10 protein-coding genes are annotated in these 19,024 nt (G+C 70.1%); 4 read left to right on the forward strand and 6 right to left on the reverse strand.

The genetic code is table 11. The features are described 5' to 3' along the window. Positions 1-95 precede the first annotated feature (95 nt). Positions 96-473 carry a hypothetical protein gene (locus O9255_RS06435; protein ID WP_297866029.1) on the forward strand — a complete coding sequence of 126 codons (378 nt, stop codon included), beginning with the start codon at positions 96-98 and terminating at the stop codon, positions 471-473. On the opposite strand, the gene O9255_RS06440 is transcribed toward O9255_RS06435, so the two are convergent. The 6 genes from O9255_RS06440 to O9255_RS06465 form a co-directional block, all read right to left on the reverse strand. Continuing rightward, positions 444-1,547, reverse strand: coding sequence for a serine hydrolase (locus O9255_RS06440; protein ID WP_297866030.1), 1,104 nt, complete (start codon positions 1,545-1,547; stop codon positions 444-446). The genes O9255_RS06435 and O9255_RS06440 overlap by 30 nt on opposite strands. 99 nt (positions 1,548-1,646) lie before the next feature. Next, positions 1,647-3,164: a 4-alpha-glucanotransferase gene (malQ, locus tag O9255_RS06445; protein WP_297866031.1), complete on the reverse strand. Its 1,518-nt coding sequence runs from the start codon at positions 3,162-3,164 to the stop codon at positions 1,647-1,649. Next, a complete protein-coding gene (gene glgX, locus O9255_RS06450) occupies positions 3,164-5,332 on the reverse strand; it encodes a glycogen debranching protein GlgX (RefSeq protein WP_297866032.1) in 2,169 nt (722 codons plus the stop codon). Before glgX ends, malQ begins: the two co-directional genes overlap by 1 nt. Continuing rightward, entirely contained in the window at positions 5,329-7,563 is a 2,235-nt protein-coding gene (glgB, locus tag O9255_RS06455; protein ID WP_297866033.1) for a 1,4-alpha-glucan branching protein GlgB, read from the reverse strand. The genes glgX and glgB overlap by 4 nt, the downstream gene beginning before the upstream one ends. Then, the gene (locus tag O9255_RS06460) at positions 7,556-10,051 is read right to left on the reverse strand and encodes a glycogen/starch/alpha-glucan phosphorylase (RefSeq protein ID WP_297866034.1); all 2,496 of its coding nucleotides are present in this window, start codon (positions 10,049-10,051) and stop codon (positions 7,556-7,558) included. The genes glgB and O9255_RS06460 overlap by 8 nt, the downstream gene beginning before the upstream one ends. Before the next feature lie 80 nt (positions 10,052-10,131). Further along, positions 10,132-12,861, reverse strand: coding sequence for an alpha-1,6-glucosidase domain-containing protein (locus O9255_RS06465; protein ID WP_297866035.1), 2,730 nt, complete (start codon positions 12,859-12,861; stop codon positions 10,132-10,134). 144 nt (positions 12,862-13,005) lie between these two features. On the opposite strand from O9255_RS06465, the gene O9255_RS06470 reads away from it, so the two are divergent. From O9255_RS06470 to O9255_RS06480, 3 genes are all read left to right on the forward strand, one after another. Further along, positions 13,006-15,363 carry an amylo-alpha-1,6-glucosidase gene (locus O9255_RS06470; RefSeq protein ID WP_297866036.1) on the forward strand — a complete coding sequence of 786 codons (2,358 nt, stop codon included), beginning with the start codon at positions 13,006-13,008 and terminating at the stop codon, positions 15,361-15,363. Next, complete coding sequence (locus O9255_RS06475; protein ID WP_297866037.1) at positions 15,360-17,735, forward strand: glycoside hydrolase family 31 protein; 2,376 nt, start codon at positions 15,360-15,362, stop codon at positions 17,733-17,735. The genes O9255_RS06470 and O9255_RS06475 overlap by 4 nt, the downstream gene beginning before the upstream one ends. Before the next feature lie 120 nt (positions 17,736-17,855). Next, on the forward strand, positions 17,856-19,022 hold the full coding sequence (locus tag O9255_RS06480) for an HD domain-containing phosphohydrolase (protein ID WP_297866038.1): 1,167 nt from the start codon (positions 17,856-17,858) through the stop codon (positions 19,020-19,022). The last annotated feature ends 2 nt before the right edge of the window (positions 19,023-19,024 follow it).

Raw genomic sequence — 19,024 nt, forward strand, 5'->3', positions numbered from 1 at the left:
CAACTGGGCTTGCGGCGGGGAGCACGTTTCTGGAAGCGCCGGTGGTCTTTGCGGCCTAGGATTCGCCATCGTCGATCCCTCAGGAGTTCTTCACCATGAAAGCATTCTCCGCGGCGTTATGGCTGCTCGTTGGGCTGGTGCACCTGTTGCCGGTCACCGGCGTCCTCGGCGCGGCCTCGCTGCAGCGCCTTTACGGCCTGCCCATCACCGACCCGAACCTGCTCATCCTGATGCAGCACCGCGCCGTGCTGTTTGGCCTGGTCGGAGGGGTGATGGTGGCGGCGGCCTTCGTGCCGGCATGGCGATCGGTCGCGGCCGTCGTCGGCTTCATCAGCATCGGCAGCTTTCTGCTGATTGCATGGAGCGTCGGTGGCTACAACGCATTGATCGCACGGGTGGTTTGGATCGATGTGGCGGCGCTGGTGGTGCTGGCCCTGGCAAGCCTACTGGCTGTGCGCGCCCGCACTGCCTGAGTTGGACGCGGCTGCGGTCCGCACCCGTGCGCCATGAACGCGGCGGATCACGCCATAGAGATCGCCGTCGTTGAATCCTGAACCGGTCTCGGTATCCACGCGGTGCACCATCACTAGGTGATGCTTCGGGTACACCCCCAGCATGTGCACGCCAACGCCGGTGTGGAAGAACGACGGCTGCGCCTCGCCCGGCTCGGGCAGCAGCACGTCCCAGAGCATGCCGTAGGCCAGGCCGTACCCTGCGTCGACGATGGAGTAGGGCTGCGTGCTGCGATCGATCCATTCGGCCGGAACCAGTTGTTGTCCACGCCATTCGCCGCGTTGCAGAAAGAGTTGTCCGTACAGCGCCAGGTCGTGTGCAGACAGGCGGAAGTGGTAGGCCGGGTAGCGTGAGCGCTCGCGTTCGTAGCTGTAGAAGCCGTCGGCGCTGCGGTTGATGGTGTTGTCGCCCGAGGCGGTCACAGTAATGCGGCTCTGCCAATCCAGCATGCCCAGCGGGCGAGCGATCTCGGCATCGAAGGCATCGAACACGCGCCGTCCGATGCGACGCTCCAGTACCGCGCCGGCCACGTTGAAGTCCCAGTTGTTGTAATAGTAATGCGTGCCCGGCACATGGCTGCCGCGCGCTGGTCGCGATTGCGCCATGCCTTCCGATTCGGCGGCCGCGGTGATGTAGACGCCGGAGCGCGACTTGAGCAGGTCGACCAGTCGCGCCGAGCGTTCCATCGCGGTGAGCGTCTGTGGTGCATCGTCGATGCCGAGTTCGGCCAACGTGGCATTGAGGTCGATCTCGCCACGACTTTCGTGAATGCCATACAGCGAACTCAGCAGAGCCTTCCGCATGGAGTGAATCAGCAGCTTTTTGCGGATGTCGCCCCACTCGAAGAACACCTTGCCGTCATGGAGCAGCAACAGGCTGTCGGAGCCGGACGTCTTGAGGAAGGTTCGAAGTTCATCGAGGCGCGCCGGGTCGTAGCCGGCCTGCTCGGGTGTGATGCGCTCGAAGGCATCGGCCACCGCAGGTTGGGCTGCTCCTTGCGCCGTGCCCAGCGAGGCCAAGGCAATCACGAGCACCACGGCTCCCAACGACGAGTGCCATCGCATATTCAGCCCCCTCCCCCAGAAGAACGCCGAGCCTACGCGGTGCTCAGGTCCGGCGCATCGGGCCGATCGTCACACCCCGCTCAAGCCCCACGGCCCGCGGCCGCTCGTCGCAGTGATCAGGCCGAGCACGCGTTTGGCCTCGTCGTCGACCATCGGCCACGTGAAGCGCCAGCTCCAGTTGTGGTCGCCCATCGTGCCGGGGATGTTCATGCGATGCGCGGCGTCGAGGCCGAGCACATCCTGCAGCGGGAACACGGCGAAGTTCGCGACTGAGTTCGCGCAGGCGCGGACCATCGCCCAGTGGATGTCGTGTTCCGAGGCCGGCAGGTAGCTGCCGGCGAACTGGCGCTCGCGCGGCGTCGCGCTGTTCCACCAGCCGCGCACGGTGTCGTTGTCGTGCGTGCCGGTGTAGGCCACGCGCGCCCGCTCGCTGTTGTGCGGAAGGAAGGGGTCGGTGGCGTCGCCGCCGAAGGCGAACTGCAGGATCGTCATGCCGGGGAAGCCGCAGCCGTCGCGCAGTTCGATGACGTCGGGCGTGATCAGGCCGAGGTCTTCAGCAACGATGGGCAATGGGCCGAGCGCTTTCTCGATGGCATCGAACAGCGCCTTGCCGGGGCCGGGTACCCACTGGCCTTCTTCAGCCGTGGGGCAGCTCGCGGGGATCTCGTAGTAGCCAGCGAAACCGCGGAAGTGGTCGATGCGGAACACGTCGGCAAGGCCGAGCGCGCGGCGCACGCGGTCACTCCACCACGCGAAGTCTTCCTTCGCCATGCGGTCCCAGCGGTACAGCGGGTTGCCCCAGCGCTGGCCGGTCGGTGCCATCGCGTCGGGCGGGCAGCCGGCCACGGCCGTGGGCTGGCCGTCGCTGTCGAGTTGATACAAATCCGGGCGCGCCCAGCAGTCGGCGCTGTGGTGCGCGATGTAGATCGGCAGGTCGCCCATCACCGCGATGCCGCGCTCGTTGGCGTAGCCCTTCAGCGCCGCAGCCTGCGTGTCGAAGCACCACTGCACCCAGGTCCAGTAGCCGATCTCGGCGGCGTGTTCGATGCGCGCGGCGGCCAATGCCTTCGGGTCGCGGTCGCGCAGCGCCGGCGCCCAGGTCCACCACGGCATGCCGCCGTGCGCGGTCTCCAGCGCCATGAACAGCGCGTAGTCGTCGAGCCAGTAAGCCTCCTGCTGCGCCCACGCGGCCTTGGCGGCGCGCTCGGCCGGCGCGTTCTTCGCGAGATAGCCGGCATAGGCCGCGCGCAGTTGCGCGTTGCGCCAATCGACGACCTTGCCGAAGTCGACCTTGTGCGCCGCGAAGCCGCCTTCGGGCAGCGTCGGCGCCTTGAGCCAGCCGTTCGCGACCAGGCCTTCGAGGGCGATCATCAGCGGGCTGCCGGCGAAGGCCGACACGCTCTGGTAGGGCGAATTGCCGGGACCGATCGGGTTCACCGGCAGCCATTGCCAGATCGTCTGGCCGGCGTCCTTCAGCCAGTCGACGAACCGGAACGCGTCCGGGCCGAAGTCGCCGATGCCGTGCGGGCCGGGCAGGGAAGTGACATGCAGGAGCACGCCGGCGGCGCGCTGGTCGAGGTTGAACATCAGGTCGGCTCCGGAGCGGAGGTGAGGCGGCGAAGGACGAGCAGGCTGTGGGCCGGGACGAGCACGGCCGGGGACGCGAGTGTGGTGGTGAGGACGCCCGGTGGGAACGTGCCGGAGGTCTCCAGCAACACGGTCCACGGACCATCCGGCAATTCGAAAGGGCGATCGCTCCCGCCCGGATTGAAGGCGATGCAGCCGCGCGGCGCGGAGGCGCCGGCGGCGCGGAGTTGGCAGGCGAAGGCGCCGTCGCTGGCGTCGTGCCAATCGTCCACGCGCATGTCGCTGCCGTCGGGGCGCAGCCAGCGGATGGTCGGGTCGTCGTCGCCCGGCTCCGGCAGGAACCACGTGGGCCAGCGCAGGTAGGCCTCGCTGGCGCGCAGCGCGACGAGCGCTGCGACCAGCGCGCCCGCGTCGTCGTCGGTGCCGAGGCCGGCCCAGTCGATCCAGCCGGTGGCGTTGTCCTGGCAGTAGGCGTTGTTGTTGCCGGCTTGCGAGTTCGCCACCTCGTCGCCGGCCAGCAGCATCGGCGTGCCCTGCGCCAGCAGGGTGGTCGCAAGCAGTGCGCGGCGCACGCGGCGGCGGCGTTCGAGGACAGCCGCTTCATCGGTCGCGCCTTCGACACCGAAATTCGTGCACACCTCGTGCGCGTGGCCGTCGCGGTTGTGCTCGCCGTTCGCTTCGTTGTGCCGTCGCGCGTAGCCGACGACATCGGCCAGCGTGCGGCCGTCGTGCGCGGACACGTAGTTGATGCTGGCTTGCGGGCGGCGCTGGCCGTGCTGGAACAGGTCGCTCGACGCGGTGAAGCGTTTGGCGAATTCGCTGCGCGGCACCGGGGCCCTCGGGTGGCCGTCGGCCGTGGCTGCCGCGCCCAGCCAATAGCCGCGGACGGCATCGCGGAAGCGGTCGTTCCATTCGGCGAAGCGGCCGGGGAAGCGGCCGAGCTGGTAACCCTCGAAGCCCGCATCCCAGGGCTCGGCGATCAGGTGAACCTGCGCCAGCGTCGGGTCCTGCCGCAGCGCGACGAAGAACGGCGCGGACGGATCGAAACCGTGGCGCGTGCGGCCCAGCGCGGCACCGAGGTCGAAGCGGAAACCGTCGACGCCCATCGTCTCGACCCAGTAGCGCAGCACGTCGAGCGCGAACTGGGTGGTGCGCGGGTGGATCAGGCGCAGGGTGTTGCCGCAGCCGCTGACGTTCTCGTAGCGGCTGCGGTCGTCGCCGACGAGGCGGTACCAGCTGGCGTTGTCGAGGCCGCGGAAGCTGAGCGTGGCGCCGTGCTTGTCGCCTTCGGCCGTGTGGTTCAACACCACGTCGAGCACGACATCGAAGCCTTCGCGCTGCAGGGTGGCGACCATCCGGCGGAATTCATTGATTCCATCCTGCGGATGTCGGCAGAGCCGCCGCGCCGGGCAGAAGAAGGCGAGCGTGTTGTAGCCCCAGTAGTTGCGCAGGCCGCGCTCGACCAGCGGCGCTTCGTCGAGCCACTCCATCACCGGCATCAGCGACAGCGTGGTGACGCCGAGCGACTTCAGGTGCGCGATCGATGCCGGATGGGCGAGGCCTTCGAAGGTGCCGCGCAGCGCCTCGGGAACGCCCGGCAGCTGCATGGTGAAGCCGCGCACGTTCAGTTCGTACAGCACGCTGTCGCGCAGCGGGCGACGCGGGCGCGAAGCCGCGCGCACGCCGAGGCCGTCGGCCAACGGCTGCGGATCGGAAACCACGCGCGCCTTCAACGCCAGCAGGGCGTTGTCGCGGGTGTCGGGCTGGCGGCCCTGCGGGTGGCTCGCCGCCCAGCCGTGGTGCTCGGGGCGCCACTGGAAATCACCGACCAACTCGCGGGCGTAGGGGTCGAGCAGCAGCTTGGCCGGGTTGAAGCGGTAGCCGGACTCCGGCTGGTAGCGGCCGTGCGCGCGGAAGCCGTAGACCAACCCGGGGCCGGCGCCTTCGAGGCGGCCGTGGAACACGCCGTCCTCGCCGGCGTGCAGCGGCAGGCGTTCGAGTTCGCGCGTGCCATCGTCGCTGAACACGCACAGCTCGATGCGCTTCGCGCGCTGCGAGGCCACGGCGACGTCGACGCCTCCGTCGCGCGCGTGTGCGCCCAGCGGCGCATGCGGGCCGGGCACGAGGGTGTGCCTTGGCGCCGCGATGACGGCCGCGTTCGTGCTCATGCCGGGCGCAGCACCACGGTGGCCAGTGGCGGCAAGGTCAGGGTGAGCCCACCGTCCTTCGCTTTCAGCACGCCGCCGCCATTGCCGAGGTCGCTGCCGCCGTAGTGGCGCGAGTCGGTGTTCAGGGCCTCGCGCCACGACTTCGCCGCGCCCTTCGGCAACGGCAGGCGATAGCCCTCGCGGGGCACGGGGGTGAAGTTGCAGGCCACGATCGCCAGATCACCGGCGCCGTCGCGACGTAGCCAGGCGTAGACGCTCTGCTCGCGGTCGTCGCCGACCAGCCATTCGAAACCGGCGGCCTCGCCATCGAGCGCATGCAGGGCCGGGGCCTCGCGGTAGAGGGCATTGAGGTCGCGCACGAGGTCGCGCACGCCGGCGTGGTGCGGGTACTGCAACAGGTGCCAGGGCAGCGGTTCGGCATCGCGCCATTCGTCGCCTTGGGCGAACTCCTGGCCCATGAACAGCAGCTTCTTGCCCGGGTGCCCCCACATGAAGCCGTAGTAGGCGCGCAGGTTGGCGAAGCGCTGCCACTCGTCGCCGGGGCAGCGGCCGAGGATCGAGCCCTTGCCGTGCACGACTTCGTCGTGGGACAGCGGCAGCATGAAGTTCTCGCTGAAGGCGTACACGAGGCCGAAGCTCATCCGGTCGTGGTGCCAGCGCCGATGCACGGGCTCTTCCTGCAGGTAGCGCAGCGTGTCGTTCATCCACCCCATGTTCCACTTGAAGTGGAAGCCGAGCCCCCCGGCGTGCACCGGCGCCGATACCCCGGGGAAGCTCGTGGACTCTTCGGCCAGCGTGATGGCGCCGGGGCATTCGCGGCCGATCGTCGTGTTGATGTGCTTCAGCAGCGCGATGGCTTCGAGGTTCTCGCGGCCGCCGTGCACGTTGGGGATCCACTCGCCGGCGTTGCGGGAGTAGTCGCGGTAAAGCATCGACGCCACCGCATCCACGCGCAGGCCGTCCACGCCCCAATGCTCCAGCCAGTGCAGCGCGCTGCCGGTGAGGAAGCTCACCACCTCGTTGCGGCCAAAGTTCGGGATCAGCGTGCCCCAGTCGCGGTGCTCGCCTTCGCGCGGGTCGGCGTACTCGTAGAGCGCGGTGCCGTCGAAGCGGCCGAGGCCGTGGGCGTCACGCGGGAAGTGCGCGGGCACCCAATCCAGGATCACGCCGAGGTCGGCCGCGTGGCAGGCGGCGACGAAGCGGCCGAAGCCCTCGGGTTCGCCGAAGCGCGCCGTCGGCGCGAACAGGCCGAGCGTCTGGTAGCCCCAGCTGCCGTCGAAGGGATGCTCGGTGATCGGCAGCAGTTCGACGTGGGTGAAGCCGAGCGCCGCCGCGTAGCCGGGCAGCACCGCGGCCAGCGCATCCCAGTGCGGGAAGCCGGTGCGTGCGCTGTGCTCGGCGCAGGCAGGGCGTTCGGCGGTCGCCGTGGCGAGGTCGGGGTGCGCCCAGGAGGCGAGGTGCACCTCGTAGGTGCTGATCGGCACGCCACGATGGTTGCGTGCGGCGCGGTTGGCCGGCAGGGGCGTGTCGGCGCGCGGCGCGGCCACGCGGCTGGCATTGCCGGGGCGCAGCTCGCTGGCGAACGCGTAGGGGTCGGCCTTGGCCGGCAACAGGCTGCCGTTGGCGTCGACCAGCTCGTACTTGTACAGGTCGCCCGGCGCGGCATGCGGCACGAACAGCTCCCACACGCCCGCGGTGTGGCGCAGGCGCATCGGGTGGCGGCGGCCGTCCCAGCCGTTGAAGTCGCCAACCACGGAAACGCGCCGCGCGTTCGGTGCCCAGACGGCGAAACGCACGCCGGCCACGCCGTCGATGCTCAGCGCATGCGCGCCGAGGAAGCGCTGCGGCCGGGTGTGGTGGCCTTCGTGGAAGGCGCGCAGTTCGTCGTCGCTGATCTGCGGGCCGAAGGCATAGGCGTCCGCGTAGGTGCCGTCGTCGCCATTGGCCCAGCGCACGCGCAGGCGGTAGTCGAAACGCTGCTTGCGGCGCGGGATGCGGCCTTCGAACAGCGGCGTGACCAGGCTCTCGCCCGCCGACAGCCCGAGGGCGCGCGGCGCCAGCGTCGCGACGGCCTTGCCGGTCGCAGCATCGAGCACGTCGACCGCGTCGGCACCGGGCAGCAGGGCGCGCAGCCAGAGCGCGCCGGCCGTATCGGCGTGGAGGCCGAGCACGGCGAAGGGATCGGCGTGGCGCGCCGCGAGCAAGGCCGCGACGGCGCCGGGGTCAAGCATTCGTTTTCGCGGCCTTCGCGGCGCCGGGCACGGACCAGACCTTGGCGGCGTACTCGGCCACGGTGCGGTCGGCCGAGAAGAAGCCCATGCCGGCGATGTTGCGCAGCGCGGAGGCGTTCCAGGCCTTCGGGTCGCGGTAGAGCACATCCACGCGCGACTGCGTGGCGACGTAGTCGGCGAAGTCGGCGAGCAGCAGGTAGGTGTCGCGGTTCAGCAGGCCGTCGACGAGGGCGCGATAGCGCTGCGGTTCGCCGGGGCTGAAGGCGCCGCTGCCGATGGCGTCGAGCACGGCCTTCAGCGAAGCGTTCTGTGCGGCGATCCAGCGCGGGTCGTAGCCCACGGCCTTCAGGTTAGCCACCGCGTCGGCGCGCAGGCCGAACACGAACACGTCGTCCTCGCCGATGTGCTGTGCCATCTCGATGTTGGCGCCGTCCCAGGTGCCGATGGTCAGCGCGCCGTTCATGGCGAACTTCATGTTGCCGGTGCCGCTGGCTTCCGTACCCGCGGTGCTGATCTGCTCGGAGAGATCGGCGGCCGGGATGATCGACTCGGCCAGCGACACGCCGTAGTTCGGCAGGAAAACCAGCTTCAGCTTGCCGCCGAGGCGCGGGTCGCTGTTGACCACGCGGCCGATGTCGGTGGCGAGGCGGACGATCTGCTTCGCGGCCACGTACGCCGAGGCCGCCTTGCCGGCGATGACGACGGTGCGCGGCGTCCAGCCCTGGCCCTCGGGGCCGGCCGGGTTGGCCAGCATGGCCTGGTAGCGGGCGACGACGTGCAGCAGGTTGAGCAGCTGGCGCTTGTACTCGTGGATGCGCTTGATCTGCACGTCGAACAGCGAATCGACATCGACCACGACGCCGAGTTCGCGGCGGATGCGCTCGGCCAGCTTTTCCTTGTTGGCGCGCTTCACCGCGGCGAGACGCTGGCCCAGTGCGGCGTCGCCCGCCTGCGCACGCAGGGCCGAGAGCTGGCCGAGGTCGCGGCGCCAGCCGGTGCCGATGCTGTCGTCGAGCAGGTTCGACAGGCCCGGGTTGCACTGCTGCAGCCAGCGTCGCGGCGTGACGCCGTTGGTGACGTTGGTGAAGCGCTCCGGATAGAGGCGTGCGTAGTCCGAGAAGATCGTCTCGACCATCAGGTCGGAATGCAGTTTCGCCACGCCGTTGACCTGGTGCGACGCGACGACGGCGAGCGCGGCCATGCGGACGCGGCGGCCGTGCTGCTCGTCGATGATCGACACGCGTTGCACCAGTGCGTCGTCGCCGGGCGCCTTGGTGCGCACGTCCGACAGGAATTCGTGGTTGATGCGGTAGATGATCTCGAGGTGGCGCGGCAGCAGGCGCTCGACCATCGCGACCGGCCACGTCTCCAGCGCTTCCGGCATCAGGGTGTGGTTGGTGTAGGCCACGGCCTGGCGGGTGATCGCCCACGCCTCGGTCCACTCGAGACCGTGCTCGTCCACGAGCAGGCGCATCAGTTCCGCCGGTGCCAGCGCGGGGTGCGTGTCGTTGAGGTGGATGGCGTTGCCGCGGCCCAGCTCGGCGAGTGGACGGCCCTCGGCGAGGTGGCGCGCGATCAGGTCCTGCAGCGAGGCGGAAACGAGGAAGGCCTCCTGCTTAAGGCGCAGCGTGCGGCCGGCCTCGGTGCTGTCGTCGGGGTAGAGCACCCAGTTCAGCGTGTCGGCGGCGAGCTGCGCGGCGCCCGCTGCGGCGTAATCCCCGCGGCAGAAAGCGGCGAAATCGATCGGCTGCTCGGCGCTGGCCTCCCACTGGCGCAGCGTGGCGACGTGGCCATGGGCATGCGCCGGCACCACGAAGTCGAACGCGCGGGCGCGGACGCGCTCGGCTGGCACCCAGCGACGCGTGCCGCCGGCGTCCGATTCCACATGGCCACCGAAGCCCACCACGAAGGCGACGTCGGCGCGCTCGAAATCCCAGTGCGTGCCGTCGCGCTGCCAGTCGTCGGGGCGCTCGACCTGTGCGCCATCCTGCAGGCCCTGCGCGAACATGCCGTAGCGGTAGCGCAGGCCGTAGCCGAAGGAGGGCAGGCCGAGCTCCGCGAAGGAATCGAGGAAGCAGGCGGCGAGGCGGCCGAGGCCACCGTTGCCGAGCGCGGCGTCCGGCTCGGACTCGAGAACATCCGCCAGCGAGACGCCGCGCGTGGCGAGTTCATCGCGCAGCGCGGGTTCGAGCTGGAGGGCGGCGAGCGCATTGCGCATCGCGCGGCCCATCAGGAATTCCATCGACAGGTAGTGCACGCGCCGCTGGTCCTTGCCGCGGGCGGCGTCCTTGGCCTGCGTGGCGGCCCAGCGCTCGGCCAGCGGGCCGCGGCAAGCCTCGGCGGCGGCACGCAGCGCGGCGCGAGCGGCGGGGGCCTCGCGGCCGTCGGTGGTCGTCATGGCAAGCGCTCGACGGAAGGCCGCGACGAGGTCGGCGGCGGGCGGGGCGGCCGGCGTCGTGGCCGGTACGGTGGCGGGCTGGGTCGTCATCCGCGGGAGCTTAAGACCCGCGTCCGCGTTGGGGCGGGCGTGAAAACGTATTCATGGGCGCGGGCACGACGGCGTGTCGATCAACGCACGAAAACCGCGACGCTGCGTCCCGGCACCGAGACCCGTCCGTCGGCGCCAAGCGTGCCCTCGGCGAGACCGTCGAGGGCGGGGTGCAGCGCCCAGCTGCCGCCGCCTGTCGCCGCCACCGTTGCCGTGCGCGGGCGCGGGTCGGTGTTGAGCACATAGACAAGCTGTCGGCCGTGCGCCGGATGCGTGGCTGGCAGCGCGCGGCCGTCGAGATGCCCGATGACGAGACCGGGTTCGCCGTCCACCGGGACGAAGCGCAGCGCGGCCTGCACGGCATCGGTCGTTGCCAGCCGCAGCAGGGGCTCGTCGCGGCGCAGGCGCAGCAGGGCCTGCGTCCAGGTGTTCACGAAGGCGGCGTCTTCGGCGCGCGGGGCGATGTCCGGCGCGCGCTCGAGGACCACGCGCATTTGCGGCCAGCTGTCTTCGTTGTCCCAGGCCGGCGGCAGGCCGATGCCGAAGGTGCTGCGTTCACCGGTCCAATCGACGACGTTGAACGCATCGCCGGAGTTGTAGCTGTTGCGGTCCAGCGACTTGCTGCGCATCACCTCCTGCCCGGCGTGCAGGTAGGCCACGCCTTGCGCAAGCAACACCAGCGCGTTGCCCAGCACCTGCACGCGCGCCCGGTCATGGCGCGTGGTCTCCAGCGGGAGGCGCAGGGCGTTGCTGTCGAACAGCGTGAGGTTGTCGTGGTTCTCGGTGTAGTTGACGACCTCGTCCGGCTGGCTGGCATAGCCGGCAGGGCCGCTGCCGTAGCGGATGTCGCGCAGCGGCTTCACCACGCCGTCGGCGTCGAAGGTCTCGACATCGACGAGCGTGCCCGCGAGGCCGACACGGATCAGCGCCTCGGCACGGCGCAGTTCCGCTTCGGTCTCCGCCTTCGGGCGTGCGGCGTTCGCCGCGTTCGGCGCGTGGTGGAGGCCGGAGAGCCAGCCCTGCGCGTTCAGCGCCTCGCCTCGGTCACCGGCGCGGCCGCCGCGAGCCGCGTCGCGCATCCGGTCGCTGAAGGTGGCGATGCCGGTGCCGTTCAACACGCCCTGCGTGGCTTGCGGGAAGCGGGCCCCGTCCGCGACTTCGCCGAAGTTCCAGCCCTCGCCCAGCAGGTGGATGCGGCGACCGGTGGCTGCGTCGACGGCGCGCTGCAGGTCGAGCATTGCCGCCTTGGGCTGGTGGCCCATCAGGTCGAAGCGGAAGGAATCGATGCGGTAGTCGCGCGCCCAGATCACCGCCGATTCGATCATCAGCTTGGCCATCATCGTGGCCTCGGTGGCGGTGTTCGGGCAGCAGGTCGAAGTTTCGACCTCGCCTTGCGCGTTCAGCCGGTGGTAGTAGCCGGGCACCACGCGGTCGAGCACCGACTGCCGGTCCTGGCCGCTCGCCATCGTGTGGTTGTAGACGACATCGAGCCCCACGCGAAGGCCAGCTTGGTGCAGCGCCTGGACCATCGTGCGGAATTCGCGTACCCGCGTGGCGGCCTCGTCGGGCGCCGTGCTGTAGCTGCCCTCGGGCACGTTGAAGTGCCAAGGGTCATAGCCCCAGTTGTAGCAGTCACGCTCGCGCACGGCGCCGATCGCGGCCTGCACGCCTTCGCCGGCCGGGCCTTCGCCGTCCGGAAGCTTGGGCCGCGCGCAATCGCGCTCGGGAACGGAGGCGAGATCGTAGGTGGGCAGCAGGTGCACATCGGTGAGACCGGCGCCGGCCAGTGCTCGCAGATGCCTCATACCCGCGGTGTCGTCGTGGGTGAAGGCGAGGTAGGTGCCGCGATGCGCCTCGGGCACCGTCGTGTCGTCGCGCGAGAAATCGCGGACGTGGAGTTCGTAGACGACGAGGTCGGTGTTGCCCTGCACGGTGTCCGGGCGGCGGTCGTTGGCCCAGCCCTCCGGTTTCGTCGCCGGGTCGTCGAGATCGAGCACGACGGACGCCTGCGAATCCGCATTGAGGCCGAGCGCATACGGATCGGTAACGCGGTTGCGCACAAGACCGACGCCCGGCACGAGGACGTCGACGAGGAAGGCATAGCGACGCCCGCGCAGGTCGGCGGGGACGGTGTGCGTCCACACGCCGCTGGCGGGTTCGGCACGCATCAGCGGCGCATCAATGGTGGGCGTGGCATCGGCGGTCGACGCCTCGGTGGCGCCGAACAAGCAGAGCGACACGTTCGTGGCCGTCGGGGCCCACAGCGCGAAGCGCGTCGCGCCCGCGTCGATTGTCGCGCCGAGCATGGCGTCCTTCGCCTTCGGCGCGAACACGGCATCCAGTGCCCCCGCGTTCTGCAGGCCGGTGGCGTCGAGCACGCGGCCGTCGGCGTCGAGCGCCGCGACGACCAGCGTTTCGCGCCAAGCGTCCGTCGGCAGCGGTTCGGCGAGTTCGAACGTGCTGCCGGGCACGTGGCTGAAGCGGGCGTCGGTGTGTTCAAGGCGGATCGGTGCCAATGCATGCCGGATCGCGTGGCCTTCCGGCGCGGCACCGGGAACGAGTCGAAGCTGCGGGCTCGGCGCGCGCAGCAGCACGACCGAGGAAGCCTCCGCCGGCGCGGCCCAGCGCAGTTGCGTGGCATCGAGCCAGGCCGCGCGCTGGTGCGCGGGCAGCGCGTCCGACCAGGGATGGATCACGGTGCTGCCGGCGTGCACCGCACATTCGGCGGGACGCGTGTCCGGCGGCGGCATCGCGTGGGCCGGGCTCGCGGCGAGGACAAGGGCGACGAAGGCGGTGGTGCGGAGCAGCATGCGGAGTCCGGCGATCGGGCGGCTTCGCATCCTAGGCCGTGCGCGTGCGGTGGGAGGGCCAATCGCGATGCATACGTATGCGTGCGCCGCCCGGGTTCGGGACAGCCGCTACGCTCACTGCCAATTCGATGGAACGGTTTTCGCATGCTGCGATGCATCACGCTGTTGGCGGTTTTTGGTTGTGTTGGTCTCGCCAATGCGACGTCGCCCTATTGCGCGCCGCAGGGCGACGCGCCGTCGCTGCGCTTGCACCCGGTGGGTGGGCCCGAAGGGCGCGGCCAACGCATCGTCGCCAGCGACCAGCATCGCGGCGACCTCGACGCGCGGGCCTTCGAATGGCTGGGCGGCACGGGCTATCGGATGCATGCGTGGTCGGGGCCGGGGGATCGGTCGTTGCTGCGCGGCTTTGCGGTCCTGGTCAACGGCCAGCTTCGCGATCGCAGGGAGGCCGAGAGCGACACGTTGCGGCTCTGGGGTCACGAGGTGCGCCATGCGGACGGCAGCATCGAGGCCGTGCAACTGCAGGCCGGACATCCCGCGTTGTCGATCTGTGCGGAAGCGCGCGATGGCCGCCGCGTGGCTCTGCTGCTGATGCTGGGGCCGGAGGCCGACGGGCACGCGTTCTCCACCAACGTGCCGGTGCAGCGCCTCGAGGCCGATGACGCGCTGCGGCGTGCCGTGGGTGCGCCTGCGGAGATCGCCTTGGTCCTCGTCGAACCCGAGGTGCCGACCTCGACGCTCGCGGTGCATCTGGCCTTCGGCCGAACCCCGCCCGACGCGAACGCGACGATGGCCACGCTGCAGGGCGAGGCGGACCGGGGTTTCGGCGGGGATCTCTGGGCGGCCGGCATCGAACGCCGTCGCGCGGGCCTCGAATCGCTGCGCCTCCGAACGGGGGATGCGGCCTTCGATGACGCCTTCCGCTGGGCCATCGCCAGCAATGCCACCTTCCGCACCGACGAGTTCGGCCCGGGCCTCTGGGCCGGCCTGCCATGGTTCCGCGACAACTGGGGCCGCGACACCTTCATCGCCCTGCCGGGCACCCATCTCGTCACCGGCGAGTTCGGGCGTGCCCAGGCCGTCATCGAGAACTTCACCCGATGGCAGAACCGCGCCGACGGCCCGGAAAAGGGGCGGGTGCCGAACCGCGTGGCTGCGGCGACCGACACGCTCTACAACACCGTCGATGGGACGCCGTGGCTGATCCGCGCCGCATGGGAGACAGCGCAGGCCAGCGGTGACGCCGCCGGATTGCCCGGGCTGCGGCGCCTGATCCGCGACTATGTGGCCGGTGCCGAGCCGCACCTCGACGACGAGGGGCTGCTGCGCCACGCCGAAGCCGACACCTGGATGGATGCCCGCATCCGCGGCGGTCGCGGCTGGTCGCCGCGCGGCGACCGTGCCATCGAGATCCAGGCCCTGTGGCATGCGGTGCTGGTGATCGGTGCGGATCTGGCGACGCGCGAGGGCGACAGCGCCGAGGCCGAACGCTACGCCGCGATGGCGGCTCGCACGCGCACCGCGGTGTTGGCGCGCTTCTGGCGTGACGGCCGCTTGGCTGACCGCCTGCTGGCCGATGGCCGCGTCGATACCAGCGTGCGGCCGAACGCCTGGATGGCGGTCTCGGTGCCGCCGCTGCCGGAACGATTCCCCTTCCTGCCTTCCGACGTCGAACAGGCCGTCACGCGCGACACGGCCGCCGCGTTGCTGCTGCCGCGCGGGCCGCTGTCGCTCGCCCCCGACGACCCGCGCTTCCATCCGCGGCATGTCGATGACGCGCACCACCACAAGGACGCCGCGTACCACAACGGCACGGTTTGGCAGTGGACGGCAGGCCCGGCGATCACGGCCCTGGCGCGGTTCCATCAGCAGGAAACGGCGTATCGCGTCACTCGCGAGCTCGCTCGGCAGATCCTCGAGGACGACGCGCCGGGGCATCTCGCGGAACTCGCCGACGCCACGCTAGAAGACGCCGGGCGCGTGCGCCCGTCCGGCACCTATGCGCAGAGCTGGAGCACGGCCGAGTTCGTCCGCAACGCCGTGCAGGATTACCTAGGCGTCCGCCCGCGTCTGCTCGATGGCGTGGTCGAGCTGAGCCCCGCGCTTCCGGCCGCTTGGACCGACATCGAGGCCGTGTTGCCGCTGGGCGATGGCGAACCGCTGCGCTTCAACGTGATCCAGCGCGAGGGCCGCCAACGCTGGACCTTCGCGGCGCGCGAACGGCCCCTGCGCCTGTCGCTCGGCGGCATGCTGGGGGGCCATGAACCTCGGGCCGTGACGCTGCGCGACGGCCCGCTCGTCATCGACTTGCCGATCCCGGAAGCCCCGGCGCCGTGGCCGCTCGCCGCCGAGCCCATGCCGCCCTCGGGCGGCTGGCCGGTACGGCAGGGCCGCGACGTGCTGGAACGCTTCATCGAATCCGGCGGCCTCGACCGCCATCCGCAACCGACGCGCGCGCAACTGCTCGCGCCGACCGACACCGAGCGCAAGGACACCCCATGACCTCGACACCTTCCCGACTGCTGCCCGCGGCCCTGGCGGGCGTGATGGCGCTGCTGCCAGCGTGGGCCGCGGCCCAGTGGCGTCATCTGGAGTCGCTGCCGCAGGTGCAGCGCGACGGCAACACGGTGACGTTCACGGCCGCCGCTGACAGCGGGCGCACCGAGCACGTGGCCATCAGCGTGTTGTCGCCGGACGTGGTCCGCGTGCGGTTCTCGCCGACGCCGTTCGGTCGCGACCACAGCGACACGGTGGTCGACCGGAACCTCGGTGCGCAGGACTTCCGCTTCGAATCGACCGCTTCCGGCAGCGTGATCGCCACCGCTTCGCTGCGCGTCGAAGTGCAGGCGGCGCCGTTCCGCCTTGCGATCAAGGACGCCGACGGCCACGTCATCGACGCCGATGACGCCGGTCGCGGCATGGCGCACGACGGCTCGGCCGTGCGGGTTTGGAAGCAGCTGCGCGACACCGACAACGTCTACGGCTTCGGTGAGAAGAACGGCGCGTTCAACAGGCGCGGCTGGGCGCTGGGCGGCTACCACTACGTGATGTGGAACAGCGACACCTACGGCTACGACAACTCCACTGATCCGATCTACGCCTCGGTGCCGTTCTTCCTCGTGCTTCGCGAGGGCCGCGCGCATGGCGTGTTCCTCGACAACACCCACCGCAGCAGCTTCGACGTCGGCCGCGAGCGCCGTGGACTGCTGAGCTTCGGCGCCGACGGCGGCGAGCTCGACTACACGGTGATCGCCGGCCCGCACCCGCGCGATGTCGTGCGCCGCTACGCCCAGCTCACCGGCCGCGCGCCGCTGCCGCCGCGCTGGGCGCTGGGCTACCACCAGAGCCGCTGGAGCTACTACCCCGAGGCGCGCGTGCGCCGCCTGGCCGACACCTTCCGGCAGGAGCAGGTGCCCGCCGACACGCTGTGGCTGGACATCGACTACCAGGACGAGTTCAAGCCCTTCACTTGGAGCGCCGAGCGCTTTCCCGCCCCGGCCAAACTCGTCGCCGATCTGCGCGAGCAGGGCTTCCGCACGGTCGTGATCCTCGATCCGCATCCGACGAAAGAGCCGGGTTACCGGATCTTCGACGAGGGCGTGGCTGGCGACCATTTCGTCAAGAACCCGGACGGCACGCTGTTCGAAGGCCCGGTGTGGCCGATCAACGCGCCCAACAAGCCCGGCAACAGCGTGTTTCCCGACTTCACCCGTCCCGCTACGCGCGCGTGGTGGGGTCGGCAGCACAAGATGTTCACCGACGTCGGCATCGCCGGCATCTGGAACGACATGAACGAGCCGGCCGTGTGGGTGCCGCCGGCCAACACCATGCCCGACGATGTCCGCTTCGACCACGAAGGCCAGCCCACCAACCATGCCGAGGTGCACAACCTCTACGGCATGCAGATGACGCGCTCGACTTTCGAGGGCCTTACCGCCTTGAAGCCGAACGAGCGTCCCTTCGTGTTGACCCGCGCCACCTTCGCGGGCGGCCAGCGCTACGCCTGGGTGTGGACGGGCGACAACCGCGCCGAGTGGGCCTCGCTGCAGCAGTCCATCCCGATGCTGCTGAACTTCGGGCTCTCGGGCTTCCCCTTTATCGGCGCCGACGTGGGCGGCTTTTCGGGCTACCCGTCCGGCGAGTTGTTCACCCGTTGGCTGCAGGCGGCGCTGTTCTCGCCGTTCTTCCGCGGGCACACCGAGCAGGCCACGCCGGACCAGGAACCGTGGTCCTTTGGCCAGCCGTGGACGCGCATCAACAAGGGCACCATCGAGCTGCGCTACCGCCTGTTGCCCACCCTGTACACGGCGGTGGAGGAGTCCAGCCGAACGGGCCTGCCGGTGATGCGCCCGCTGATGCTCGAGTACCCCGAGGACCCGCAGACCCACGGCCGTGGCGACCAGTTCCTCGTCGGCACCGACTTGCTCGTGGCACCCGTTCTCGTCGAGGCCGCGACCTCGCGCGACGTGTACTTCCCCAAGGGCGAATGGATCGACTTCCACAGCGGCGCGCGCTTCGAGGGCGGGAAGACCCACAAGGTCGAGGCGCCGGTCGAGCGCCTGCCGGTTTTTGTTCGGGCTGGAAGCATGGTGGCCATGCAGCCGGTCGTGCAGCACACCGGCGAGATGGCCGCGCAGCCGATCGTCTTCCGCGCCTTCCCCGATTCGCAAGGCCGTGCCACGGGCGTGCTCTACGACGACGACGGCGAATCGATGGCCTACCGCGACGGCGCCTTCCTGCGCCAGCGGGCCACCCTGCGCACGGTCCGGGGCAAGGCCTGCGTCGCGCTGGAGACGGTTGAGGGCCGGGCCGAGGCCTCCCCGCGCGAGCGTCGCTTCGAGGGCCCGGACGGAGCGCCGCTGCCGGCCTGTTGAGTGGCCGGTGTCACGGAATCACCGGGCCTGACGTTTCGAGGCCCGCCGGCCGCTTGACCGCCGCGTGGTCGAGGCGTATCCCGGGGCTACGCATGTGCGTGGCCCCGGGGAGGGACGTGCATGGAGCTCGTAGCTGCCTCCGGACTGGGGCTCAAGATCGGTGACCGCCTCGAGGTGGCCATCGTGGATCGCAGCGGCCAGGTCCTGCTGCAGAAGGGCAAGGTGATCGGCACGGAGGCCGTGCTCGATCGATTGAACGAGCGCGGCTTCTTCCAGCGACAGACCGTCGAGGAAGAAGAACTCTCCGACCTCGATCGGCTCGAGGAGCAACTGCATCGCGAGTCGTCCACCGAAGGCCGACTCGCCCTCCTGGTCGAGCAGATCGAAAAGCTGTTGCGCAGCCTCGTTCGCCCGCCCTCGGGCACCACTTGGGCCGACCTCGAATCCGTCGTGCGCTGGCTCGACGAGCTCTTCGTCCGCGACCAGGACCAGTTCATCGGCGTGCAGCAGCTGCTCGCCCACAGCCACACGCTGTCCGAGCGGGCCCTGCACGCGGCGGCGGTGGCCAAGCTCCTAGCCGTCGCCGAAGGATTGCCCCGGGAAACCCAGACGAGCCTCGTGGCGGCCGCGCTGACGGTCGATGTCGCGGTGGTCGAGGACCACGACGGGCTCGCCCTGCATCCGGGCGACCTGCTCGACCACCACAAGCAGATGGTGGCCGAGCATCCCGTGCGCGCGGTCGAGCTGCTCAAGCACATCGGCGTGGATGACGCGGTATGGATGCAGGCAGTGGCCATGCACCATGAGCGAATCGATGGCTCGGGTTATCCGCGTGGTCTCGCGGGTGCGCAGATCCCCGTCGGGCCGCGCATCGTTGCTCTCGCCGATGCCTTCACCGCCATGATGCGTCCCCGTGCTGATCGGCCGGCGTACCTCGCGAAGGACGCCTTGCGCGAACTGTTCGTCGGTGGCGCGGCCAAGTTCGATGCCCGGCTGGTGCAGGTGCTGGTGAAGCAGCTCGGTGTCTACCCGCCGGGCACCGTGGTGAAGCTGGCGAACGGCGAAGTCGGGGTGTGCGTGCGGCGCACCAACGACGCCCGCAAGCCGGTGCTGCGAGCCGTCATGGATCCCAGTGGGCAGCTCTACGCCACGCCAAAGCGGCGGAACGTCGACGAAACGGCTTCGAAGATCGTCGAAGTGCTGCCTGCCGACCGCCATCGCAACATCCGCAGCCTGATCGTGCAGCTCTGGAAAAAGGACCTGGAGCTCACCGAAGGCGGCGGCTGAGC

Source organism: Silanimonas sp. (assembly GCF_027530345.1).
GTDB lineage: Bacteria > Pseudomonadota > Gammaproteobacteria > Xanthomonadales > Xanthomonadaceae > Silanimonas.